Here is a 23,863-nt window from a genome sequence, read left to right as displayed (position 1 = left end):
TGGCGGTGTCGCTGGTGACCTTCCTGGTGTGGTTCTTCAGCCGCCGCGCCGAAGAACACCGCAAAAAGGCGATTCAGCAAGCCATCGACGAAGCCTCGGCCGAGTCCTGGAAACAACCTGATGTACGTCGTCCGAAATCGCTGACAGCGGTTTAAGCCAGCGCCATAAAAACCTCGCCTCCTGTGCACAGGAAGCGAGGTTTTTTTATGCCTGGCCAACGCTGCAATCAAACTGTCGGCGCAAGCTCCCCCCGGCGGGGCTGATCCGGTATCACATGGGCATCAGGCTGTATCCCTGGTGCTCCAGGGTCGTAATGGTGGTCAGCGCCGAGAGCGCAGTGGTGACCGATTTGTCGACTTCGCTGTAGGCAAAGTGGTGTTCGGCCACCGCCTGACCACACACAGCCACATCTACTCCGGCGTGCCGCAGAGCTGCGATCAGGGGCAAGTTGGGGTTGGCCGTATTGAATCGGGAGCGATAGGCCGCGTCGTCGAGCGCGAGCGCCGTTGCGTCACCGGAGGCAACGGCAACAAATTTCAATTGCGTCAGGGGCACACCCGCTGCCACATAGAGATTGACGGTGCGGGCTACGTGGTCCAGTGCCGGGTTGACGTCTGCGGGGGTTTTAGGCCCCTTGGTCAGGGCAAAAACCACCTTGTAGGTGGCGGTCTTGTCGGGCTGGTAGGCAGCATCTGCCAGCGGGTGGATCTTGCCGTAACCCACAATGGTCGGCGTGGTCCAGAACCCGGGCGCGGTATCGGCCTGCTCGGCCAGCAACTGGCTGCTGGCCAGAGTCAGAAGTGTGAAAGAGACGATTTTGACAACATGGCGCATGGCAATATTCCTCTGTCCGGTTCGGTCTTGTTGTTGATAGCATCGCGCGCTTTAGTCAACGCCGCCAAGAGAATCGAACAACATGAATAGAGAGCAGGTTCGTACCGCCATTGGGTTCGCACTGATCACATCAGTGATTGCACTGCTTTCGGCGTACGCCCAGACCAATCCCTATAGCGCGGCAGGGTGGTTGCTGGAGTCGAAGCTGCTGGCATCGCTCTGGCTTGAGGCATTGCCGCTCGCAGCCATTCTGGTGCTGATTCTTGCCACGCCCTGGTATCTGGTGAAGCTTTTCAGGCGTCTGCGCAGCAAATAACTGCGCCAACCCGGCCTGATCGATCATTGAGCCGAAGCAAACCGCCGCACAGCCGATATTGCGCGTTAAAGTCGTAGCGGTCAGCACCAACAGGAACCACCCATGTCAGACAAACCGCCCGCACAGACAGTCACCGCGGCAGATATAGAAAAATCGATCCAGGCCCTCAACAAAATGGCCGAGCGTCTGTGGGGGGATGGCAGAGAAGCCGAGGCCAAAGCCCTGCTCGATGCGCTGGATGCCCTGAACCGGGCTCTGGACAGGATCCGGATTGGTGAAAATCGGCGCACGCTGCACTGAGGGGGCACGCAACCCTGGACAGCAAACAGGCGGGGCAGGATCACCCCCCCGCCGCTGCCGCTAATGACCTTTTTGCGTGTTCACTACATCCTGCAGGGCTTTATTGGTGAGGTTGATGCACTTCTCTCTACTGAGCGTTTCACAGGACTCTCGATTATTCAAGGACTGGGCTTTCACTACAGACCCGGTTTGACCCGGGCATCGAGTTCCACCCAATGACGGGTTGAGCCCCTGCAAGGAGCCGAGCCGGTGGTACTAAACGTGGCACCGCCATCGGGCCCGGTGTTTTAAACTGATATCATTGAGGAATGTACAAGCTGAGTAGAAAAGCATGAACCGTCGTAAAAAGATCAAGCAGTTGCTCAAGGCCCACGCAAAAAAGGCCAGTGCCAAACTGGCCCCGCAAAACAAGAGCAAATACATTTGTAAAGCTGACCGTTTAAAGCTGGCTGCAGAGTCCGCCCAGGACGACGTCACCACCTCTGAAAGCTGATCCATACACCCCCCGGCAAATTCCCCCGCCCCATCCTGATCAGCACTGGATCATGCTCGAGCCCGGTCGGTATCCCGCCAAGCCGGGCATGTCTGTCCTGCTTCGGTATCAATTTCATCTCACTGCAGGCGGCGGCTGACAAAGGGCTCCAGCCTGTTCGAGCCGGGGCGCCAGAAGCCAGTTACAGAACAGAAGGTCAACTTCTCGGAGGGGGGGTGCCGCCGCTCATCACACCCATGGGTGCCAGCGGGATCCGGCAAACTGCACCAATCAAAACGCCGCTTGAAAAGCGGCGTTTTGCGTATCGTGGAACGCGGGCGTGAGGATCACCTGTTATTCAGGTGTCTCAGGCATTGCGATTCCAGGGACGATCACCATTCTCGTCCTTGATCCGGGTCGGCAGACCCATCACGTCCAGCGCGTTGAGGAACGGCTCGGCCGGCAGTTCTTCGACGTTGACCATGCGCTGCACGTCCCACTCGCCACGGGCGACCAGAAGCGCCGCGGCCACGGGCGGCACGCCAGCCGTATAGGAGATGCCCTGGCTGTCAGTTTCTGCGTAGGCGTCTTCATGATCGGCGACGTTGTAGATGAACACCTCGCGCGCCTGACCATCCTTGGTACCCTTGACCAGATCACCGATGCAGGTCTTGCCGGTGTATCCGGGAGCCAGCGAGCTCGGGTCAGGCAGTACGGCCTTGACCAGCTTCAACGGCACCACTTCCAGGCCCTCGGCGGTCTTGACCGGCTGCTCGGAGAGCAGGCCGAGGTTTTTCAGCACGGTGAACACGTTGATGTAGTGTTCGCCAAAGCTCATCCAGAACCTTACGTTGGGCACGTCAAGATTCTTCGACAGGGAATGAACTTCGTCATGGCCGGTCAGGTACAGGTTCTGCTCTCCGACAACCGGCAGGTCGTCGGTGCGCTTGACTTCGAACATGGTGTTGCTTGTCCACTGGCTGTTCTGCCAGCTCCACACCTGTCCGGTAAATTCACGGAAGTTGATTTCAGGGTCGAAATTGGTAGCGAAATACTTGCCATGTGAACCGGCATTGACATCAAGAATATCGATTGAATCAATGCGGTCGAAATACTGTTGCTTGGCCAGTGCTGCATAGGCGTTGACCACGCCCGGATCGAAACCTACACCGAGGATGGCGGTGATGTTTTTCTCTTTGCATTCCTCGAGATGGTTCCACTCGTAGTTGCCATACCAGGGCGGCGTCTCGCAGACTTTGCCCGGCTCTTCATGGATGGCGGTGTCCAGGTAAGCCACGCCGGTATCGATGCAGGCACGCAGCACCGACATGTTGAGAAACGCGGAACCGACGTTGATCACGATCTGCGATTCGGTTTCGAGAATAAGAGCCTTGGTCGCTTCCACGTCCAGGGCGTTTAGCGTGAAAGCCTTGATTTCGGCAGGCAGTTTGAGGCTGCCCTTGGCCTTGACGCTATCGATGATGGCCTGGCATTTGGAGATGTTGCGCGACGCGATAGCAATCCGACCGAGTTCGTCGTTGTGCTGCGCGCATTTGTGGGCCACCACCTTGGCGACACCTCCTGCACCAATGATAAGAACGTTCTTTTTCAATTGCTTTATCTCTCCTTTATCCGCCAGCTTACGAAAGGCTGGACAGGTAGTCTTCGTAACCAAATTCACGAACCACTTCGACTGTACCGTCGAGTTGTTTCACTACGATGGACGGCATTTTCAGGCCGTTGAACCAGTTTTTCTTGACCATGGTGTAGCCCGCGGTGTCGATGAACGACAGCCGATCGCCGATGGTCAACGGACGATCAAATTGGTATTCGCCAAAAATGTCCCCGGCCAGGCAGGATTTTCCACACACCATGTAGGTGTGTTCGCCGTCGCTTGGCGCCAGCTTGGCGTTGAGGCGATAGATCAGCAGGTCCAGCAGGTGGGCTTCGATGGAGCTGTCTACCACGGCCAGGTGCTTGCCGTTGTAAAGGGTGTCGAGCACTGTGACTTCCAGCGAGGCGCTGTTGGTGATAGCGGCTTCGCCCGGCTCCAGGTAAACCTGCACGCCATACTTGTGCGAGAACGCTTTGAGGCGGGCGCAGAACGCGTCCAGGGCATAGCCTTCACCGGTAAAGTGAATGCCGCCACCGAGGCTGACCCACGTGACCTTGTGCAGCAGCTCGCCGAAGCGTTCTTCGATGGTGCACAGCATCTGGTCGAACAGCTCAAAGTCACCGTTCTCGCAGTTGTTGTGGAACATGAAACCGGAAATCTGATCGATGACGCCTTCGATCTTCACCGGGTCCCATTCACCCAGGCGGCTGAACGGGCGCGCCGGATCGGCCAGCAGGTAGTCGGAGCTGCTGACTTGCGGGTTGACCCGCAGGCCGCGGATCTTGCCTTCGGAGCGCTCGGCAAAACGCTGCAGCTGACCAATGGAGTTGAAGATGATCTTGTCGCAGTTGGCGAGCATCTCTTCAATTTCATCATCGGCCCAGGCCACGCTATAGGCGTGGGCTTCGCCTTCGAACTTCTGGCGACCGAGCTTCAACTCGTACAGCGACGACGATGTGGTGCCGTCCATGTATTGCTGCATCAAGTCGAACACCGACCAGGTGGCAAAGCACTTGAGTGCCAGCAGGGCCTTGGCCCCGGACTGCTCGCGCACATAGGCGATCTTCTGCATGTTCTTGAGCAGTTTCTGTTTATCGATCAGGTAGTACGGCGTTTTGATCATTTCGAGGCGACTCCAGCAAGGCCAGCCAAAAAAGGATGCGCATTGTGCCTTCACTAACCGGATATCGAAAGAGCAAAAGCCCAGTTCCAAATGTCGCCCGCCCGAGCGGTACTGCAACCCTGTTGGCAAACCCCGGGCAATCCTGGTTGCTCAGAGGGTCGTAGCGCTGGATTCATATGATTGACGGTGCAGGGTTCAATCCGTTGATTGCATCCCGTATATGTCGTAGCCGATCTGTAACCGATATGTCCCCCTCAAGCTTCAACACAGTACAGGCAAGCCCGGACAGCCATTGCCGATGCCTGGCCAGGCTACGCCCCGGAACACTTCCTTGATCATACTGAGCTGCCCAGGCCAGAAACTCCGGCTTCGCCTCACCGAAGCGCTTTACCTCGCGACGTTTCAGCCTCTCTAATCTGAGTTCAACTGGAACATAAAGGAACACCACAAGATCAAATTCGCTCTCAAGGGGTTGACCCCAACCCATGACTGATCCCGCAACGACTGCACGGCCATGGCAGTGCATTTGTTGTAACAAGCGCTCTGCTCGTTGCGTCTTGTCTGCCAACTGCTGATAGGGCGGATTACCGGGCAGCCACAAAAAATCATCCGCTTCCAGGTGGGTCGTATTCAGTTCCTTTGCCAAAGCATCTGCCAGGGTCGTGGTGCCGCTACCAGCCGCGCCTGTAATCAAAATGTAACGTGGCGTATCTTTTGTCATTTCACTTTCAGCCTGTCTGAAACAAGTTTGCCAGCGCCCATACATCACCAGTGTCCAGACGATTTGACAGATTGGCGCAGATATTCTCGAGCCGCTGAGTTTCTGATTGATTTGTCCCCTGCCCATAAGTCAGGATTCCGCCCTTTTGATTGAGCGGGGAACACATATGGAGCGTCTATTCGTCTATGGGACCTTGGGGCCAGGAAGACCAAATGAGCACGTGATGTCAAACATTGGCGGCGTATGGGAGTCCGCCTCGCTCAAGGGACGCTTGGTACAGGCAGGCTGGGGAGCAGACCTGGGATTCCCTGGTCTGGTTATTGCCGAGGATGGCGATGATATTCATGGCCATCTCTTCTGCTCTGAAAATTTCGCCCGCCACTGGCCGGCACTGGACGATTTTGAAGGGGCCGAGTATCAACGTGTCCTGACCAGCGTGACTCTGGATAATGGTGCTCAAGTGAGTGCTTATGTCTATGCCCTGCGTTAACCATTGAAAGCCAGGGCGCTGCTGCATGACTGCTTTGCTGGCCAATAGCTGCGCTTTGGGCGCCTAAGCCCCGCTGGTCTTTTGCTCAAGCCATAAAGGATAAAGCAGCGCAAACCTCTGGCTCACCCAGTCGACAAATGCATGCACCTGCGGGGCAAGGTACGTTCTGCTGGGGTACAACACGGACACCGGGCGCGGTCTTGGCCGATAGTTCTCGAGTACTTCCACCAAAGAACCATCAGCCAGATACCGCTCCAGCGCGATCCCCGGCGCCTGAAGAATGCCAAAACCGGCCACACCACATTGCACATAGGTGCTGGACTCATTGACGACGATGCCACGGTGGCTGACGTAGCCCCTGTCGATGCCGCCATTGGAGAACTGCCAGGGGAGCGGTCGCTGGTTCTGACCGGACAGAAAACTGATGCAACGGTGAGAATCCAGCTCCTGCAGAGTATCCGGCGCGCCGAACTCCTGGATATATCCAGGCGCCGCGCACGTCACCATGGTTGCCATGCCGATACGCCGGGCCACCAGACTGGAGTCCGGCAACTCTCCGATCCTGAGCGCGCAATCCACCCCTTCGGCGACCAAATCCACGGTACGGTCGGTAACCCCCAATGCCATTTCGATTTGCGGATGACTGTTGCTGAACTCTCTCAGACTTGTGATGAATGCAGGCTGGGAAAGCGCCGATGGAATATCAACCCGCAGTTTTCCTCGAAGGGATGCCCCGGCAACATCGAACATCGACGTTGCCTGAGCGAGGCGACCGAGAATATCCATGACCCGTTCGTAAAACTGCTCCCCCTCTGTCGTCAGTCGCACTTGTCGGGTTGTGCGCTGAAAAAGTCTCACGCCAAGAGATGCTTCCAGCTCCTGTATGGCCCGGGTGACCTGAGGGCGTCCCAATTGTGTGGCATCAGCGGCTTTGGTGAAGCTTCCAAGCTCGGCAACACGCACAAAAACTTGCATTGATTGCAGCAGTTCCATACACCCTCGCTCAGATTTTGTTGCTGCTTAAGGTATCAACCCTAGGCCATTGTTGCCGTTAGAGACAACAGTCTTGTCCTGGCTGAAGCATTTATTGCCACTGACTCAGGGGTAACAATGGCCGCACTCCACCAGATCTGACTGGTGCCCTTTAAGGAGAAACAATATGAAAGCCTGGCTTCTGAATGATTTTGGTCTCGACAATTTAGTCCTTGGTGACACCCCCACGCCGGAACCCAAGGCCGGAGAGTTGCTGGTCAAGGTTGGCGCCGTTTCCCTCAACTTCCGCGACAAAGCCATCGTCGACGGCATTTACGAACCACATAAAGTGCCCAAACCGCTGATTCCCGTGAGCGATGCAGCAGGAACCGTAGTCGCTGTGGGTGAAGGTGTCAGCCGATTCAAACTTGGCGACCGGGTAAACTCGCATTTGTATTCACGCTGGATTGATGGCGCCCCTGCTTCGGACGAACCCGATTACTGCTTTGGCTCGCCCCTGCCTGGGGGTCTGGCGAGTACATGATCATTCACGAGGATAGCGCTGTGCGCGCACCCGATAACATGTCGGACGAAGAAGCCTCGACACTGCCTATCGCCGCGCTTACTGCCTGGTATTCACTGGTGGACTACGGCCAGATCAAACCCGGAGAAACCGTACTCGTGCAGGGTACTGGCGGCGTGTCGATCTTCGCCGTTCAACTGGCTGCTGCGCTGGGTGCCAAAGTGATTGTCACGTCGAGCAATGACGCCAATCTGCAGGCTGCCATGCAACTGGGTGCAGTCAGCGGGGTGAACTACAGGACCCACCCGCAATGGCATGAGCAAGTGCTCAAGCTCACCGACGGCAAGGGGGTCGATCTGCTTCTGGACGTTGCCGGCGGCAATGGCTTGAATCAGTCCATCGCAGCGACCAAGGCCGCAGGCAAGATCGCACAAATCGGCTTCCTGACAGGGCAGACCACCGAGCTTGGCCTGATGCCGTTGATTTTCCGGCAGACCACCATACGCGGCATCGCAGTCGCCCCGCGCTCGTCCTTCGACCGTATGAACGCCTTCCTCAACGAAAACCAAATCCGGCCAGTCATCGATAAGGTCTACCCCTTTGAAGAGGCACGCCAGGCGTATGAACACTTGGCGAGGGGCGCTTTCGGCAAGGTAGTGATCAAGATTGCTTGAGGGGGTGAATTGATATTGCCGGAGAGAAACCGGCGCACTTCCTTGCAGCCCTGAACCGGAAAAAAGCGACCGGGCTGCGCTCAGGTTTGTAGCCGGGCATGTCGCATGCCCGGCCTCCTCGCTACCTTCCGCTGGCCAGACATGCTTGCTTTCTGGGGAGGTCGCCAGATCTTTTAATTGCTACTGATTGCCCTGCAATTCAAGCTCCATGTGAATGATTTCTATGGGTTGCCCACCCACACCGTGACTGAAAACACCGTGCTTTTGTGTCACAAAGCCATGCTTTTTGTAGAAGCCTTGCGCATTCAAGGTCGACTCCACCTTTATAAAGCGGATGCCAGGCCCACGTGCATTATCAATACCTGTCTTGAGCAAATGCTCACCAAGCCCCTGGCTGGATGCCTCGCGAAGCAGGAATAGCCGCGTCACCTCTCCTGGCTCTGAATCGACAAAGCCAACGATCCTTCCCAGTTGCAGGGCCACGACCATCCGCCCTTGTTTTATCAGTTGCTCATAAAATTCCGGGGTTCTTTCGCCCATCCAGCCATTGAGTTGCTCCGGGGTATAGAGTCCGTTCGACAGCTCGGCTATCGACTGCCAGGTGACATGGAAAATAGCGTGGCCATCTCCAGGTTGTGCAGCCCGAAGGGTAAATTGCTTTTGCATGCCCGCTACTCCTTGTTGTCGGGATTCAGGGGGGCCTGGCTGGTTTGCCAGACACGCTTCATGACAGCGCCCATTTCCAACCAAAGCCCCCCCGGTGCCAGGCCTGCCCTCAGGCCTGAAGCCCGAACGGGTCGTCTACAGAATGGCTCGGCCGGGTAAACCAGCGCGGGCCAGTGGCTGTCATGTAGAAATGATCTTCCAGGCGAATGCCGAACTCGCCCGGGATGCAAATCATTGGCTCATTGGAGAAGCACATGCCCTCGGCCAGCGGCGTCAGGTCACCACGCACCAGGTAAGGCCCTTCGTGAATGTCCAGGCCGATGCCATGTCCGGTGCGGTGCGGCAAGCCGGGTAACTGGTAGTCCGGGCCGAGACCGGCGGCTTCCAGGGCGAGACGCGCGGCGGCATCCACCACCTGGCAGGGTTCACCCAGGCGCGCAGCGTCGAAGGCGGCCAGCTGGGCGGTTTTTTCCAGGTTCCACAGGGCGCGCTGGCGGTCGCTCGGGGTGCCGAACACGTAACTGCGAGTGATATCCGACTGATAGCCGTGGAGCAGGCAACCCGTGTCGATCAGCACCATGTCGCCGTCCTTGAGCACCTGCGCGTGCTTTACGCCGTGGGGAAAGGCACTGGCCTCGCCGAACAGCACGATGCAGAAGGTCGAACCCGGTGCGCCCACCTTGCGGTGCGCCTCACGGATGAACTCGGCAACCTCGGTGGTACTGATGCCTGCGCGCAGGATGCTGGCGGCAGCCTTTTGCACTTCCAGGGTCATGTCTTTGGCACGCTGCATCAGCGCCAGCTCGCTAGCGGACTTGTGATAGCGACACAGGTTCGTCACGCAAGAAGCGTCGACGAACTTTAAGTCCGATCCGAGGCGGCGGATGCCATCGAACATGAAAAATGCCAGGGACGGGCACAGGCCCACCACTGCATCGGCGGCGCCCCCCATTGCAGCGAGCATATCGAGCAGCAGGCGGTAGGGACTCTCGTGCTCCTGCCAGCCATGAATAAACCCGTCCACCTCGCGGAAGTCGCGAATGGTGCCCTCCTCGAATGCCGGAGCGATATAGGCCAGCGCTCCGTTGGCGGGCAGCACGGCACCGACCATGCGTTCGCTCGGGCTCCACTTCACCCCGGTGAAGTAGTACAGGTTACTGCCAGCGTTCAGGTAGAGGGCGGCGATACCCTGCTCTCGCATCAGGCCCTGGGCCTTGGCAATGCGCGACTGGTATTCGTCGAGGCCGACAGGCTTCATGCCCTCGGTCATCTGCGCCAGGCCTGCCAGCGCCTGTTCCGGAGTTTTGCCACCTACACCCACTGTCATCTCGTTCTCCCGAATTATGCTGCAGTGGGCGAAATTTAAGCCTGACTTAAAAAACCGTCAATCCATATTTTTAGTGGTGCTTAATTCCAGTAAGGCGAAAAACGTTTTTCCAGTGCCCCGCCCGTTATACTGGCGCCTTTCAAAATACGAGCCACGCCAATGACCGTAGAACAGATCGGTGAACGGCTGCGCCGCTACCGCCGCGCCGCCAACAAGACCCTGAAACAAGTGGCCACTGAGTCAGGCCTGACAGCCAGCTTCTTGTCCCAGGCGGAGCGTAACCTCACTGGCGTGTCCATCTCCTCGCTGGCGCGAATCGCAAAATCCCTGGGCGTTGCGCTCAACACCCTGTTCGACCAGCCCGCCCAGCCCCAGCCCGACTCCCACCAGGGCCAGCGCGTACGCTATAGCATCGGTAGCCAGCCGCTGGTCTACGAGCGCCTGTCCAGCAACTTCCCCGGCAACCTGATCAACGCGATGAAGATGACTATGGCAGTGGGCTACCAGTCCGAGCTCATTTGCCACGAAGGCGCAGAGTTTACCTATGTGCTCTGCGGGCAAATCGTCTACGCCATAGATGGCCACAAATACCCGCTTGGCCCGGGCGGGTCGATACATTTCGACTCCACCAGGCCGCATTCCATTGCCAATGCGGGCGACGATGTTGCCGAAGTGCTGGTCGTCACCACCATGGGCGGGTTACTCGACGATCACCCCGCAGCCTGATCGGGCACACTTACAAAAAGTAAGTAGCACTTAATTTAAGTTGAAATTAATTTTAGATTGACTTAAATTTTTTCTCGGCCACTGGCGGCGCGAGTATCCCTCCCCCCTTCAGCGCTACCGCCCAAGCCAGGACACCTGCCTTCGGCTGCCTGTTCAAAAATGACGGGCAGCCCACAGCCCGTAAAGCCGCAGGATCAGGTGCATCCCCCAGAAACGGGCTACCTGATCTGCCGCCCTCAAAATAACAACAATGAGGTTCGCATGCGCAAAAAGACCACGCTCAAGACCATGATCGCCGCCGGCCTGATCCTCGGCTGCGGCTTGACCCATGCCGCCAGCAACCTGGTGTTCTGCTCCGAAGGCAGCCCGGCCGGCTTCGACCCGGGCCAATACACCACGGGGACCGACTTCGACGCCTCAGCCGAAACCGTCTTCAACCGGCTGGCGCAGTTCGAGCGTGGCGGCACCAAGGTCGTCCCCGGCCTGGCAACCCGCTGGGAGGTTTCTCCCGATGGCCTGACCTACACCTTCCACCTGCGGGACGGGGTCAAGTTCCACACCACCGACTACTTCAAGCCGACCCGCGACTTCAACGCCGACGACGTGCTGTTCACCTTCAACCGCATGCTCGACAAGGACATGCCTTTCCGCAAGGCCTACCCCACCGAATTCCCCTACTTCACGGACATGGGGATGAACGAAAACATCACCGGGGTCGAAAAAGTCGACGACCATACCGTCAAGTTCACCCTCAGTACTGTGAACGCAGCCTTCATTCAGAACATGGCCATGAGTTTCGCCTCGATCCAGTCGGCCGAATACGCCGACCAGTTGCTCAAGCAAGGCAAGGCCAAGGACATCAACCAAAAGCCGATCGGCACTGGCCCGTTCGTGTTCAGCAAGTACCAGAAAGACGCGCAGATTCGCTACAAGGGCAACCAGAATTACTGGAAGCCTGAAGACGTGAAGATCGACAATCTGATCTTCGCCATCACCACCGACCCCTCGGTGCGCATGCAAAAACTGAAAAAGAACGAATGCCAGATCACTGCCTACCCGCGCCCGGCCGATATCAAGCCGCTGCAGCAAGACCAGAACCTGCAGATGCCCAGTCAACCAGGCTTCAACCTTGGCTATATCGCCTACAACTTCACCCGCAAGCCGTTCGACAAACTCGAAGTACGCCAGGCGCTGGACATGGCGGTAAACAAGCAAGCCATCATCGACGCTGTTTACCAGGGTGCCGGCCAACTGGCCGTCAACGGGCTGCCGCCGACCCAGTGGTCCTACGACGAGACCATCAAGGACGTCGCCCACAACCCGCAGAAGGCCAGGGAGCTGCTGCAGGCGGCAGGTGTGAAAGAAGGCACAGAAATCACCCTCTGGGCCATGCCGGTGCAACGCCCCTACAACCCCAACGCCAAGCTGATGGCCGAAATGCTGCAGGCCGACTGGGCCAGAATTGGCATCAAGGCCAACATCGTCAGCTACGAATGGGGCGAGTACATCAAGCGCGCCCACGCCGGCGAGCACGACGTCATGCTGATCGGCTTTACTGGCGACAACGGTGACCCGGACAACTGGCTGGGCACCCTGTACAGCTGCAACTCGGTCAACGGCAACAACTTCTCCAAGTGGTGCAATGAGGACTACGAAAAACTGGTGAAGGCCGCCGAGGCCACCTCCGATGTGGAAAAGCGCACCGCGCTGTACAAAGAAGCACAGCATCTCCTGAAATCACAGGTGCCTATCACCCCGATCGCCCACTCCACGGTCTACCAGCCGATGCGCACCAGTGTGAAGGACTTCCTGATCAGCCCCTTCGGACTCAGCAGCTTCTACGGCGTGTCCAACCAACAGTGAATGACCGGGGCCGACCAGGCGGCCCCTTCACCGTCCTCGCACCGGCGAGGACTTTGTCATCCGCGACTTTGACTGAACCTCAGATAAACGCCAACGCTGCCCGCGCCCCACGCACTGCGGCCACACGCTGCTCGGCCTGGGGCAACAGGTAGCTGAAAAAGAACCCGGCGGTTTCCAGCTTGGCGGCGCGGAGCGGGTCATCTTCGGCAAGTTGTCGCGAGACCCGTGCCGCCCGGCCCCAGGCCAGCGCAAGCAGGATCAGGCCGCAAAGCTGGAGGAAGTCCCCGGCAGCTCGATACGGGTACTCTGCATCCTCGAGTGACAGCTCACGCACCTCGCCAACCAGCACTTCAAGGGTGGTGCACAGTCTCGCCAGCTGTTCAGCAAAGCCTGCGCACTCCGGTATATCGGCGCCAAGTCTGGACTCTTCGCGCAACTGCGCCAACAACAGCTCAAAAGCCTGACCCTGATCCCCCAGCACCTTACGCAGGAGCAGGTCGTTGGCCTGTATCTCGTTACTACCTTCATAGATCATGGCGATGCGACTGTCGCGCAGGGTTTGTTCGATGGCAAATTCGGCGATGTAGCCGTACCCGCCAAACACCTGCAAGGCGTTGCTGGCCTGGCGAAACCCCTGCTCGGTGAAAAACGCCTTGATGATCGGCGTCAGCAACTGCGCCAGTTGTCCAGCTTGTTGCCGCGCCCTTGGCTCAGGCTCATGTTCCGCCTGGTCCAACAGATGCGCGACCCAATAACCGATAGCGCGCAGGCCTTCGCTGGTGGCGCGCAATTCAAGCAGGATGCGACGTATTGCCGGATGGTAATTGATCGGGTCGACAGCCTGCGCCACCACCCCGGCCGGCCTTGACGGTGCGCGCATCTGCTGGCGTTCGGCGCCATAGCTGCGGGCGTTCTGCCAAGCCGCTTCGCAGTGCCCCAGGCCTTGCAGGCCAACATGCAGACGTGCCGAATTCATCATCACGAACATCGCCTTCAGCCCGCGATTGACCTCACCAATCAACCAACCCTGGGCGGCATCGAACACCAGTGAACAAGTAGCGCTGCCCTTGATCCCCATCTTGTGCTCGATGCCATCGCAGATCACGCCGTTGGCCTGGCCACCATCCAGCAACTTCGGCACCAGGAACAACGAAATTCCGTGGCTGCCGGCTGGTGCTCCCGGTACGCGAGCCAGCACCAGATGCAGGATGTTGCTGGTGAGGTCGTGCTCGCCGCCCGAGATAAACAACTTGTTGCCATCAAGCCGGTAACTCCCGTCGCCCCGAGGCTCTGCGCGACAGCGTAGCAGGCCGACATCACTCCCCGCCTGGGGCTCGGTCAGGCACATGGTGGGCAAGCTTTCGCCGCTGATGATTGCGCGAAGATAGCGCTCCTGCAACCACGGGGCACCGTGGGTTTTCAAACACAGATAGGCGCCGTGGGCGATGCCGGTGTACATGGCCCAAGCGTGGTTACTGGCGTAAAGCATCTCTTGCAGCGCCGCGTCGAGCACTTGCGGCAAACCCTGCCCGCCCAGCGCTTCGGCGCAAGCCAAGGCCGGCCAACCACCGTCAACATAGGCCCGATACGCGTCGCAAAATCCGTCCGGGGTGGTGACCCGGCCTTCGCTCAAGTGGCAACCCTGGCGATCGCCACGGCTGTTCAACGGCGCCAATACGCCACTGCTGAAGCGCCCGGCTTCTTTGAGTACCTGTACGGCCAGCGGTAAATCCAGCGCCTCGAACACCGGGCTGCGACGCCAGGCCTCGGGCGCCTGCAGCCAGTGTTCAAGAACAAATTGCATATCGCGCAAGGGCGCCTGATAGCTCCACATGGCAAACCTCATCCGGTAGAAAACAAGTCACACCCGCCGCTGCGGGCGGGTCGCTAAAACCTCAGGCGCACCAGCCCGGGTTCTCGATCAACAAGGCCATGCCCTGCCCGCCGCCGACACAGGCCGCTGCAATCCCGTAGCGCAGGTTGTGCTCGCGCAGCTGACGGGCCAAGGTCAGCACCAGGCGCAAACCACTGGCAGCCAGCGGGTGACCCAGAGCCAGCGAACCGCCCTGAACGTTGAGACGCGAATGGTCCAGTTCCAATTCCTGTGCCACGGCCAGCACTTGCGCGGCCTGGGCTTCGTTGATTTCGTAACGGCCAATTTGATTCAGCTCCAGGCCGCTGCGTTGCAACAGCAGGCGGATCGCCGGTGCCGGACCTATACCCATGAACTCAGGCGCCACCCCGACCACGGCGCTGGCCCGCAGCAGGGCCAATGGCGTATCCCGGCAGGCCGAAGTGCGGGCGACCAGCGCCGCCGCCGCGCCATCGACCACCGCACAGCTGTTGCCGGCGGTCTGCACCCCGCCTTGGTGCACCGCACGCAGTCGGGCCAAGGCCGCCAGCTCAGCAGGCCGTGGATGGCTGTCTTCACTCACAGTATCGACCCCACGTGGCAGGGTGATGCCGCGCGGCTGGTAACCGTCCAGGTCGAAAGTCTGATGACCTACGGCCACGATCTCCGGCGCCAGCCAGCCCGTTTGCTGCGCCGCCAGCGCCCGCCGATGGCTGTCGCAGGCATAAGCATCCACAGTTTCACGGCTCAGGCCATAGCGCCGCGCCAGATTGTCGGCCGTGGCGATCATGTCCAGCCCGGGGGCCGGATCAAACAGTGCTTCCCAGAGAAAATCCTTGAACTGCACGCTGGCACCGAGGCGAAAACCGCCACGATGGGTGTACGCCGCAATCGGATTGCGCGACATGGATTCGGCCGCTACGCACAGCGCCAGTTGCACGCCGTCATCCAACTGCCTGGCAGCCTGGTGCAGAAGTTCGAAACCGGTGGCGCAGATGCGCTGCACCCCCAATGCCGGTACCGATTGAGGCACGCCGCTGTAGAGGCCGATATGCCGTGGCAGCAGGTAAGCATCGAAACTGGCCTGGGCCATGGAGCCCGCCAGTACGCTGTCCACCCCTTGCGGATCGACCCCTGCGCGGGCCAACACTTCGCGCCCGACCTTGATTCCCAGGTCGATTGGCGACACCTCGGCCAGCGCACCATTGAAGTCGACCCAGGGTGTGCGCAGCGCATCGATGATGGCAGCGTCAGTGAAAACCGAGTACTGGCCGCCAGCGCTCACAGCCTGGCCCCCGCGCGTAGAATCGCCGGATCGAGCCCGCGATACAGGGCCTCGACCTGATCGGCACGCCACTTCAACACCGCTCGCTGATTGATCGAACCTTTGTCCGTAATTTCACCGCGGTCGATGGACGCCGGTTCGTCGAGCAATGCGATCCATTCAAGGCGACTGGCATTGCCGCTGGCTTCGCGATTGAGTCGCTGCAACCAGTCGGCGAACCATTCGCGCACTGGCGCGCTGGCCAGCACCTCGGTGTCGCTGGCACTGGCCGAAAGCCCCGACAGCTGTCGGCATTCATACATTCTCGGGAATACCAGCGCCCCCAGGCATTCACGATCCGGCGCGGTCACTACCAAGTCCTGGACATAGGGCGAACCTTCGAGCACGGCGCGACTGCGCAGAGGCCCGACGCTGACAAAGACCCCGGAGGACAGTTTGAAATCTTCGGCGATGCGCCCGTCAAACATCAGCCCCAATTGCGGATCGCGGGGGTCGGCGAGTTTGAGTGCATCACCGGAACAGTAATAGCCCTGATCATCGAACACCTCGGCGGTCTGCTGCGGTGAGCGCCAGTAACCGGGCATGATGTGCGGGCCACGGAAGCGCCCTTCCAGTTTGCCGTCCGCAGGCACCAGACGCACCTCGCAACCCGGCGCCGGCAGGCCTATGTAACCGGCCATGGACAATGGCCCGGTGGTAAAGGTGCAGGATGGCGCGGCCTCGGTCATGCCCAACCCGGCCATCATCCGGATACGTTCGCCGCAGTGCTGTTCGGCAACCCGGTCCAGACGGTCCCAGACGCTTTGCGACAAACCAGCGGCGGCGAAGAAAAACAGACTGATGCGTTTGAAAAAACATTCCCGCAGTTGCGCATCCTGTTCCAGCGCCGTGACCAGTTCTTCCCAGCCCTTGGGCACCGTCAGGTAAGCGGTGGGCGACAATTCCTTGAGGTTACGCAGCGTTTGCGCAAAACCCTGCGCCGTGGGTTTGCCGTCGTCCAGGTAAAAACTGCCGCCGTTGTAGAGCACGATGCCAATGTTGTGGCTGCCACCAAAGGTGTGGTTCCACGGCAACCAGTCCACCAGCACGGGCGGCTCTTCGCCGAACACCGGGAAGGTCTGCAACAGCATCTGCTGATTGGCGCAGAGCATGCGTTGGGTCGTGATCACCGCTTTGGGTAAACGAGTGGAACCGGAGGTGAAAAGAAACTTGGCAACGCTGTCCGGGCCCGTGCTGGCAAACGCGGCTTCGGCCTCGGCACCACCCGGCTGCTCAAGCAGGCTGGCGAAGCTCGCCTGGCGGCGCCCCGCAACCTGGCCACGCACCGAAATCATTGGCGTATCGGTTGGTATCACGGCATCGATGGCGCGCTGGTAGGCGGCGGCATCACTGACGAACACCAGGCCCGGTTGCAGCAGGTCGCAAACGTGGCGCAGCTTGGCAAAGTCCTGGGACAGCAGCGAATAGGCCGGCGACACCGGGCAGTAAGGGATGCCCGCGTACATGGCGCCGAAGGCGACCTGCAAATGTTCGAGGTCATTGCCCGAGAGCAGCACCAGAGGCTTGTCTGCCGACAGGCCGTAGCTCAACAGGCTTTGAGCGATGGCCCGGACACTGTCGAGCATCTGGGCGTAACTGATCCGGCGCCAATCACCGCTGGCCTGACGGGCGGCGATAAAGGTCTGCTCGGGACGCTCTTGGGCCCAGTGCACCAGCCGATCGAGCAGCCGCTTGGGCAACTCGGCCAACGGTTCCAGGGAGCGCATGTGCAATACGCCCTGCTGTTCTGTGACCTCGACCGCCGAACAGCCAATGGACACATGGCGATAGCGCGGTGCACCGGCTTGGTCATTGGATTGCGATCTGAATTCGGAACTCACGTGCTTGCTCTCCATCAAGGCACGCTGAAACCAAGCCACACACAGATGACTCGCGGATAGCGTGGCAGCCGTTGGCCGCAACCTTGTTATTGTTATTTCTGCCTTGCACGCGGGCGCTGCGCTTCCAGGGAAGTCGACGCCCGACGTGGCGACGCCTGTTCAGATCGGGTAGTGCCGCGGTCCATTCTGCAAGGTAACCCAACGCAGTTGGGTAAAATGCTCGATCGACGCTTTGCCGCCAAAACTGCCGTAACCGCTCGACTTGACCCCGCCGAAGGGCATATGCGCCTCGTCGTGCACGGTCGGGCCATTGATATGACAGATGCCCGACTCGACCCGTTGCGCCAGCGCCAGGGCACGCCCGGTGTCGCGACTGAATATCGCCGCCGACAAACCGAACTCGGAGTCGTTGGCCAGGCGCAGCAGCGCTTCATCGCCGTCACCGCGCAGCAACACGGCCACTGGGCCGAAGGATTCCTCGCGGTACAGACGCATGCTCTCATTGACGCCGTCGAGCAGGGTCGGCTGCAAAATGCTGCCGTCCAGTTGCCCGCCGACCACCAGCCGCGCGCCCTTGGCCACGGCATCATCGATCAACGCCTTGATGCGCGTCCCGGCACCGGCATCCACCAGTGAGCCGAGTACTGAATCCGTGGCCGCTGGATCACCGGCCCGCAGGGTTGCAACCTTGGCCGCCAGCTTGGCGACGAACGCATCAGCGACTTTGGCGTCGACGATCAGACGCTCGGTGGACATGCAGATCTGCCCCTGATTGAAGTAGGCGCCAAAGGCAGCTGCCTCCACCGCCGCATCCAGGTCAGCGTCATCGAGCACCAAAAACGGCGCCTTGCCGCCCAGTTCCAGCAAAGCGGGTTTGAGGTGGCGCGCCGCGAGTTCACCGACAATGCGCCCGACATGGGTCGAGCCGGTGAAGTTGACCCGTCGCACAGCCGGGTTGGCGATCAACCGCTCGACAATCGCCGCCGCATCCGCCGGAGCGTTGCTGATGACATTGACCACCCCATCACCCAAGCCTGCGTCTTGCAATACCTGACCGATCAAGCGGTGTGCTGCCGGGCTCAGTTCTGAGGCCTTGAGCACCACGGTGTTGCCACAGGCCAATGGCATGGCGATAGCGCGGGTGCCAAGAATGACCGGGGCGTTCCAGGGAGCGATGCCCAGCACCACGCCGCAAGGCTGGCGCAGGGCCATGGCGAAACTGCCAGGCACATCCGAGGGGATGACTTCGCCGGTGATCTGGGTGGTCATCGACGCCGCCTCGCGCAGCATATTGGCCGCCAGCTTCACGTTGAAACCGTACCAGTTGGCCATGGCCCCGGTCTCGCCGGCAGCCGCGATGAACTCGGCGCTGCACGCCTGCAATTGCTCGGCCGCCTTGAGCAAACGGGAGCGACGCTCATTGGGCGCCAGTGCAGCCCACTCGGGGAACGCCTTCTGGGCCGCGGCCACTGCGGCGTCGGCATCTTCCAGGGTGGCGGCAGCAACCCGCGACACCAACTCGCCAGTAACCGGGTTACGGCGTTCGAAGGTTCGACCGTCGCGGGCGGGGCACGACTGGCCGCCAATCAACAGGGGCACGTCCAGCATGGTGATTCCTCTTTATTGTCTTTATCGGGAATGCATTTGAGCGATCTAGACCCAGCACCCGGGCGCAACCGCCAGCAGCGGGATGCGCCCGGTAACTCGCCGCCGTGTCTCAGCGTTTGTAGGTTTGCAGGCCAGGCTTGATGCTCTTGTCGTCGAGGAATTGTTTCATGCCCTGCTCACGGCCGCCTTCAGTGTCAAGCAGACGTGACTGATCGAGCTTGGCGTAGAGGTAATCTTCGTTCTGCTCCCACGTCAGTTCGCGACAGCGTTTGAAGCCATGCTTGGCCGCACGCAAAACCACCGGGTTTTTCTCCAGCAGGTTACGCGCCAGCTCTACCGTGACTTCACGCAGTTGCGCCAGGGGCACGCTTTCGTTGACCAGCCCCATCTCGGCGGCTTTCTGCCCACCAAAGGTCTTGCCGGTCATGATGTAGTACAGCGATTGACGATGGCCCACGGTGTCGGCCATGGCTTTGCTCACCAGGTTGCCCGGCGGGATGCCCCAGTTGATTTCCGAAAGGCCGAAGGTCGCTTCGTCGGCGCAGATCGCCAGGTCGCAGGCCACCAACGGACTGAAGCCACCACCAAAGCACCAGCCGTTGACCATGGCAATGGTCGGCTTGGCGTACATGCGCAGCAGTTTCCATTGCCATTGCGACGCTTCGCGACGGATTTTTTCCTGAAGTATCTCCGGGCCGGCGTCCACTTCGCGGAAGTACTCCTTGAGGTCCATGCCCGCAGTCCAGGCCTCGCCGGCGCCGGTCAGCACCAGCACGCCAGCGGCCGGGTCCTGTTCCAGGGTTTCCAGCACATCGATCATTTCCCGGTTCAGGGTCGGGCTCATCGCGTTGCGTTTTTCAGGGCGATTGAGGATGACCCAGGCAATGCCCTCCTCAATCTCGACTTTGACCGTTGTCCAGCGACCTTCGTAGTTGCTCATGATGATGCACTCTTGTTCTTGGCTTGAAGATAGCTAGAAATTAAAGCAGCAATTTAGTTATGTCAATTAACCATTAATAAAATTAACCATTTTTCTATCCCGCTGAAAGAACCTGCCGTAGCACCTTAAAACAACATTGACCATAGCTATCACTGGCCAACCCCGGCAAAATAGATAGCCTTGTTAACCTCCACTTTTTCAGGACTCACCCGCAATGGCCAAGCCTTCACCCCCCGCAGCCCCAAGCGAGTCCCTGCCGCCGCCCCAGATGCAAACCGCACTGGACTCGGCACTGGACGACCTGATCGGCTACGCCATGCGCCGCGCCCAGCTGAAATTATTCCAGAACCTGATTGGTCGCCTTTCGGCCCATGACCTGCGACCCGCGCAATTCTCGGCCCTGGCGATCATCGACCAGAACCCCGGATTGATGCAGGCCGACCTGGCTCGGGCACTGGCCATCGAGCCGCCCCAGGTGGTGCCCCTGCTCAACAAACTGGAAAGTCGCGCGCTGGCGGTACGGGTGCGCTGCAAACCGGACAAACGCTCTTACGGGATCTTCCTCAGCAAGACCGGCGAGACCCTGCTCAAGGAACTCAAGCAGATCGCCGTGCAAAGCGACCTTGACGCCACCGCGGCGCTCGATGGCGAGGAACGCGAAGAGCTGCTGCGCTTGTTGAAGAAGGTCTATCAGGACTGAACACAGACGCCGGCACGCCGCAAATGGGCGGCCGGCGGAAAATGCTGAGGGACTCGGGGTTACCAGATCTGCAAGGTATAGACCACCAGAAACCGGGTCTGGTTTTCATCGCGAAATGCCGCGCCGCCCGGGAAGTCATTGCGATAGATCGACTTGCGCGCCAACAGCCCGACGTCTTTCAGCGGGCCGCTCTGCACCACATAGCCCAGCTCCATCTGGAACTCGCGCTCTTTGCGGTCTTCAGCGTTGAAGGCTGCCAGCTCGATATTGTCGCCGCGCACATAACGCAACCGCCCGTTCAGACCGGGCACCCCGGACGCCACGAAGTCATAGTCATAGATGGCTTGCCAGGTGCGCTCCTTGGCACTGAGAAAGTCTGAACTCATGGTCAGTTCGCTCATGCCCATCAACTCTGTGCCGCTGATATAAGGGGTTGCCGTGTCTCCACTGGAATGCATGTAACCCAGACCCAGCCGGTGCCCGCCGAAACGGTAGCTGAATAGTGCCGAGAGGTTGCGGTTGTCAACTGCACCGGCCTTGGCACTACCAGCTTCGCGGCTGAAAAAACTGCGCAGGTCGCTGGTGAGCACACCGTCACCGAGCGGCAGGTTATGCAGCAGCGCCAGGGTGTCCTGTTGGTACAGGTCGGCCACCTCGGCATGGTAAGCACGCAGACTGAGATCCTGGTTGACCTGGTAATCGCCTCCCAGGTAGGCCATGTGTGAAGTGGTGGCGGCGCCGTTGAAACGCCCGTTCGGCGAGGCGATGGTCATGGCCTGATAGTCCGTGGAATCGCGCTTGTTGATGCGATCGATGTAGCCAGTGTTCAGGGTCAGGCCGTCGATGTCTCTGGAACTGATGGTGCTGCCGCGAAAGGTTTGGGGTAGCAGTCGCGAGGGGCTGGCAAAGGCGAACGGCAGGAAAATCGACACATCCCCGGATTTCAGTGTGGTTTTGGCAAATCGCAATTTGGCCGTCGGTGCCAGGCGCGAGTAATCATCCGCCGCACGCTTGTCGCCGGCCGACACCGGCAACAGTTCGGTGCCGCTGCGATCCGGCGCGGAATCGAGCTTGACGCCCAATAGCCCCCGGACGTCCAGTCCAAAACCCAGCGGGCCCTCGGTAAACCCCGACTCCATATTCATGATGAAACCCTGAGCCCACTCCTTGGCCGCGGTCTTGGCCCCGCCATCCTGGTATTCACGGTCCAGGTAGTAATTGCGCAGGGTCAAGATGCCATGGGCGTCGTCAATAAAGCCCTCGGCCCGAAGCTGGGTGGGCACAACGCTCAAGCCTAGCAGCATCAGCAATAACCTTGGGTAGATGCTGGACACACAAGCGGCTGACGCCGCCGCAACGGCGTTCGTAGGGATTTTTGGCATGTTCGATGTCCATTTTTTATTGTTGTTTTTGCTACCGGTGCGCGCAGTACAACCGGATTCGCGGACAGAGAATGGAAACAGTCGAAGGCAATCGTCAATCATCAGTGACCGATAATCGAACATTAATATTATTATCTATTTCTCTGGCACATATGAAACTAGACGCTTACTTATTGTTTTATAGGGCTTATTTTTGATTTTTTTGCGTTACCAAGGGCCAGCTTCATTTTTTAGTTATATTTGTTATCTTAATCGCAGCCGCCCTCTTCAGCGTGCCCACCACGACGGAACGGCTCGACTCCACAATAAAAACAACAATGAGGTTCACCCATGGACACTCCATCACGTCATTCGACGCTGACAATCGCTTTGTGCTTTATCGTTGCGCTGATCGAGGGTTTCGATCTGCAAGCTGCCGGCACTGCTGCCGCCGGGCTGCGTCAGAGTTTTGCTCTGGACCCGAAAATGCTGGGATGGGTGTTCAGCGCCGGGATCCTCGGCCTGTTGCCCGGGGCATTTTTTGGCGGCTGGATCGCCGATCGCATCGGGCGCAAGAAAATCCTCATCACTGCCGTGCTGCTGTTTGGCCTGTTTTCCCTGTGCACAGCCTATGTGGAGAGCTACTCCAGCCTGTTGCTGGTGCGCTTCATGACAGGCCTGGGCCTGGGCGCCGCCCTGCCTAACCTGATCGCCCTGTGCGCCGAGGCCGTGAGTGAACGCAATCGCGGCACCGCCATCAGCTTCATGTACTGCGGCGTGCCTTTGGGCGGGGCACTTGCGGCGGCGGTGGCAATGTTCTCCAGTGAGCACTGGCAAACCACCTTTATCATCGGCGGCCTGGCGCCCTTGTTGGTCGTGCCGCTGATGGCCCTGCTGCTGCCCGAATCCACTGCCTTCCGCAAACAACACTCAGCAACGGACAACCTGCGACCATCCACTACCCAGGCACTGTTCGGTGAAGGCCGCGCACGCAACACCCTGGCCTTGTGGCTGAGCTACTTCTTCACCCTGACTGTGATGTACATGCTGCTCAACTGGCTGCCGTCATTACTGCTGGAACAGGGCTTCAGCAAATCTCAGGCGGGCATGGTGCAGATGCTGTTCAACATTGGCGGCGCCCTCGGTTCGCTGCTCGGTGGCCTGCTGCTGGATCGTTGCAACAAATTCAAAGTGGTGCTGTTCGTGTATGCCGGGTTACTGGTGGCGCTGGCCGGGGTCGGCTTGTCGATCGGTATCGTGCCCATGTCGATTGCCGGGTTTGCCGCCGGGCTGTTTGTCATGGCTGCTCAACTGGTGCTCTACGCCCTGGCGCCACAGTCCTACCCGACCGCAGTGCGCGCCACCGGCGTCGGCGCGGCAGTGGCAATCGGTCGCCTGGGCTCAGTGGCGGGCCCCCTGGCCGCCGGGCAGATCCTTGCCGCCGGAGCCGGCACCAGCGGCGTGCTACTGGCAACCTCACCCGGGCTGGTAATCGCTGCCCTGTCGATCCTCACCGTTATCGCCCGCTCCCGATTGAGCGATAAAGCACAGGTGAAGGCAGCCTGTTCTAGACCTTGATGGTTAAGACCTTGTGATGCCCCGTGAGTCTGGTGCA

General features: G+C 59.5%; 21 protein-coding genes and 2 pseudogenes. 10 read left to right on the top strand and 13 right to left on the bottom strand.

Going from position 1 to position 23,863, the window contains the following annotated elements:
* Positions 1–155 (top strand): annotated as a pseudogene (locus JQ845_RS21350) (putrescine ABC transporter permease PotI); the annotation flags it as partial.
* 115 nt (positions 156–270) lie between these two features.
* Here JQ845_RS21350 and JQ845_RS21345 read toward each other — a convergent pair.
* Positions 271–834, bottom strand: a complete 564-nt coding sequence (locus JQ845_RS21345) for a DsrE family protein (RefSeq protein WP_127196890.1) — start codon at positions 832–834, stop codon at positions 271–273.
* Between the two features lie 82 nt (positions 835–916).
* Between JQ845_RS21345 and JQ845_RS21340 the strand changes: the two genes are divergently transcribed.
* From JQ845_RS21340 to JQ845_RS21330, 3 genes are all read left to right on the top strand, one after another.
* The gene (locus JQ845_RS21340; protein ID WP_003444649.1) at positions 917–1,150 is read left to right on the top strand and encodes a hypothetical protein; all 234 of its coding nucleotides are present in this window, start codon (positions 917–919) and stop codon (positions 1,148–1,150) included.
* A 102-nt stretch (positions 1,151–1,252) separates the two neighbouring features.
* Positions 1,253–1,450, top strand: coding sequence for a hypothetical protein (locus JQ845_RS21335; RefSeq protein WP_003444652.1), 198 nt, complete (start codon positions 1,253–1,255; stop codon positions 1,448–1,450).
* 331 nt (positions 1,451–1,781) lie between these two features.
* On the top strand, positions 1,782–1,943 hold the full coding sequence (locus tag JQ845_RS21330; protein WP_003444657.1) for a DUF2986 domain-containing protein: 162 nt from the start codon (positions 1,782–1,784) through the stop codon (positions 1,941–1,943).
* A gap of 346 nt (positions 1,944–2,289) precedes the next feature.
* Here the strand turns inward: JQ845_RS21330 and JQ845_RS21325 are convergent, their stop codons facing one another.
* The 3 genes from JQ845_RS21325 to JQ845_RS21315 form a co-directional block, all read right to left on the bottom strand.
* Positions 2,290–3,534, bottom strand: a complete 1,245-nt coding sequence (locus tag JQ845_RS21325) for a saccharopine dehydrogenase family protein (protein ID WP_003444659.1) — start codon at positions 3,532–3,534, stop codon at positions 2,290–2,292.
* A gap of 28 nt (positions 3,535–3,562) precedes the next feature.
* Positions 3,563–4,660, bottom strand: a complete 1,098-nt coding sequence (locus JQ845_RS21320) for a carboxynorspermidine decarboxylase (RefSeq protein WP_003444661.1) — start codon at positions 4,658–4,660, stop codon at positions 3,563–3,565.
* A 172-nt stretch (positions 4,661–4,832) separates the two neighbouring features.
* Positions 4,833–5,381: an AAA family ATPase gene (locus JQ845_RS21315; RefSeq protein WP_029613025.1), complete on the bottom strand. Its 549-nt coding sequence runs from the start codon at positions 5,379–5,381 to the stop codon at positions 4,833–4,835.
* 166 nt (positions 5,382–5,547) lie between these two features.
* Between JQ845_RS21315 and JQ845_RS21310 the strand changes: the two genes are divergently transcribed.
* Positions 5,548–5,871 carry a gamma-glutamylcyclotransferase family protein gene (locus JQ845_RS21310; protein ID WP_029613027.1) on the top strand — a complete coding sequence of 108 codons (324 nt, stop codon included), beginning with the start codon at positions 5,548–5,550 and terminating at the stop codon, positions 5,869–5,871.
* Between the two features lie 63 nt (positions 5,872–5,934).
* Here the strand turns inward: JQ845_RS21310 and JQ845_RS21305 are convergent, their stop codons facing one another.
* Entirely contained in the window at positions 5,935–6,864 is a 930-nt protein-coding gene (locus tag JQ845_RS21305) for a LysR family transcriptional regulator (protein WP_202210651.1), read from the bottom strand.
* A gap of 166 nt (positions 6,865–7,030) precedes the next feature.
* Here JQ845_RS21305 and JQ845_RS21300 point away from each other — a divergent pair.
* A pseudogene (locus tag JQ845_RS21300) lies at positions 7,031–8,040 on the top strand (zinc-dependent alcohol dehydrogenase family protein).
* Positions 8,041–8,220: 180 nt separating this feature from the next.
* Here the strand turns inward: JQ845_RS21300 and JQ845_RS21295 are convergent.
* Positions 8,221–8,706, bottom strand: coding sequence for a GNAT family N-acetyltransferase (locus JQ845_RS21295; RefSeq protein WP_127196894.1), 486 nt, complete (start codon positions 8,704–8,706; stop codon positions 8,221–8,223).
* Between the two features lie 109 nt (positions 8,707–8,815).
* Positions 8,816–10,033, bottom strand: coding sequence for a M24 family metallopeptidase (locus tag JQ845_RS21290; RefSeq protein ID WP_203009433.1), 1,218 nt, complete (start codon positions 10,031–10,033; stop codon positions 8,816–8,818).
* Positions 10,034–10,192: 159 nt separating this feature from the next.
* Between JQ845_RS21290 and JQ845_RS21285 the strand changes: the two genes are divergently transcribed.
* Complete coding sequence (locus JQ845_RS21285; protein WP_003444682.1) at positions 10,193–10,759, top strand: helix-turn-helix domain-containing protein; 567 nt, start codon at positions 10,193–10,195, stop codon at positions 10,757–10,759.
* A gap of 261 nt (positions 10,760–11,020) precedes the next feature.
* Entirely contained in the window at positions 11,021–12,622 is a 1,602-nt protein-coding gene (locus JQ845_RS21280; protein WP_161720169.1) for an ABC transporter substrate-binding protein, read from the top strand.
* Between the two features lie 79 nt (positions 12,623–12,701).
* Here the strand turns inward: JQ845_RS21280 and JQ845_RS21275 are convergent, their stop codons facing one another.
* The 5 genes from JQ845_RS21275 to JQ845_RS21255 form a co-directional block, all read right to left on the bottom strand.
* Complete coding sequence (locus tag JQ845_RS21275; RefSeq protein ID WP_203009432.1) at positions 12,702–14,456, bottom strand: acyl-CoA dehydrogenase; 1,755 nt, start codon at positions 14,454–14,456, stop codon at positions 12,702–12,704.
* Positions 14,457–14,517: 61 nt separating this feature from the next.
* Entirely contained in the window at positions 14,518–15,759 is a 1,242-nt protein-coding gene (locus tag JQ845_RS21270; protein ID WP_003444688.1) for a thiolase family protein, read from the bottom strand.
* On the bottom strand, positions 15,756–17,639 hold the full coding sequence (locus tag JQ845_RS21265; RefSeq protein WP_203009431.1) for a feruloyl-CoA synthase: 1,884 nt from the start codon (positions 17,637–17,639) through the stop codon (positions 15,756–15,758). Before JQ845_RS21265 ends, JQ845_RS21270 begins: the two co-directional genes overlap by 4 nt.
* Positions 17,640–17,798: 159 nt before the next feature.
* Positions 17,799–19,247 (bottom strand): aldehyde dehydrogenase, encoded by a 1,449-nt coding sequence (locus tag JQ845_RS21260; RefSeq protein ID WP_003444691.1) that lies wholly within the window; start codon positions 19,245–19,247, stop codon positions 17,799–17,801.
* 109 nt (positions 19,248–19,356) lie between these two features.
* The gene (locus JQ845_RS21255) at positions 19,357–20,187 is read right to left on the bottom strand and encodes a p-hydroxycinnamoyl CoA hydratase/lyase (protein WP_003444693.1); all 831 of its coding nucleotides are present in this window, start codon (positions 20,185–20,187) and stop codon (positions 19,357–19,359) included.
* 214 nt (positions 20,188–20,401) lie between these two features.
* Between JQ845_RS21255 and JQ845_RS21250 the strand changes: the two genes are divergently transcribed.
* Complete coding sequence (locus tag JQ845_RS21250; RefSeq protein WP_003444695.1) at positions 20,402–20,887, top strand: MarR family winged helix-turn-helix transcriptional regulator; 486 nt, start codon at positions 20,402–20,404, stop codon at positions 20,885–20,887.
* A gap of 59 nt (positions 20,888–20,946) precedes the next feature.
* Here the strand turns inward: JQ845_RS21250 and JQ845_RS21245 are convergent, their stop codons facing one another.
* Entirely contained in the window at positions 20,947–22,269 is a 1,323-nt protein-coding gene (locus JQ845_RS21245; RefSeq protein WP_203009430.1) for an OprD family porin, read from the bottom strand.
* A 330-nt stretch (positions 22,270–22,599) separates the two neighbouring features.
* On the opposite strand from JQ845_RS21245, the gene mhpT reads away from it, so the two are divergent.
* On the top strand, positions 22,600–23,826 hold the full coding sequence (gene mhpT, locus JQ845_RS21240) for a 3-(3-hydroxy-phenyl)propionate transporter MhpT (protein WP_161720175.1): 1,227 nt from the start codon (positions 22,600–22,602) through the stop codon (positions 23,824–23,826).
* Positions 23,827–23,863: the final 37 nt, after the last annotated feature.

This window comes from Pseudomonas paraversuta, assembly GCF_904063065.1.
Lineage (GTDB): Bacteria > Pseudomonadota > Gammaproteobacteria > Pseudomonadales > Pseudomonadaceae > Aquipseudomonas > Aquipseudomonas paraversuta.
This window is presented reverse-complemented; position numbering and strand designations above follow the sequence as displayed.